This window comes from Cobetia sp. 1CM21F (genome assembly GCF_023161745.1).
GTDB classification, from domain to species: Bacteria; Pseudomonadota; Gammaproteobacteria; order Pseudomonadales; family Halomonadaceae; genus Cobetia; species Cobetia amphilecti.
Genome location: NZ_JALNTQ010000016.1, coordinates 1 through 618 on the forward strand (window position 1 = coordinate 1; position 618 = coordinate 618).

Sequence of the window (618 nt, forward strand, 5' to 3'; positions counted from 1 at the left end):
TGAGAGTAGGTCATCGTCAGGCACTTATCCCGAACCGCCCCTGCAGCCTTGCTGCAGGGGCGGTTCTCTTTGTGCGCGGGAAAAGTTGTGCGCGCAAAAGTTGTGCAGAAAGAAGACCAAAGGAAACGCCCCTGTCACTGATGTGGCAGGGGCGTTTTTGTGTGGCTTGAAGCACCTCGCATGCATCTGTCGGCGTCGGAGTTCATCAGAGGGATGCTCATTTCCATCATGTCTGGGTCGGGAGTGGTGTCATTCAGGATGTTTTTTATGCGCAAGACCGTGTTTTTTGCGTGCGCCGCCAGGTGAAGAAAAGGGTGCTAAAAACGAGCCTTGTTGCCAGGGATCGGCTGGCTGGAGTGCTCCAGGTGCCAGAATCAGGGGTGTGAAGGTGAAATCTGGCCTGATCTTCAAAAAGCCCTTGCCCTCACGCCGGTTCGTGCGTAAGGTACGCATCCGCTGCCGGGGACGCATGGCGTTACCAGCGGTGAAAGAGGTTTGCAGGTGATTGTTTTGGTTGATGTTTTTGAAGTCCGCTTCGATATCATCGATTGACAATCCCGGGCGATTCGCTAGAATACGCCGCACTCCTTACGGAACAGGTGATCGAGCAACGCTCCT

Annotated in this window: 1 protein-coding gene; it reads right to left on the reverse strand. The window is 54.5% G+C overall.

Annotated features, from left to right (window positions below; translation table 11 throughout):
• Positions 1-249: 249 nt before the first annotated feature.
• Positions 250-555, reverse strand: coding sequence for a hypothetical protein (locus tag MSG32_RS17900; protein WP_248381128.1), 306 nt, complete (start codon positions 553-555; stop codon positions 250-252).
• Positions 556-618: the final 63 nt, after the last annotated feature.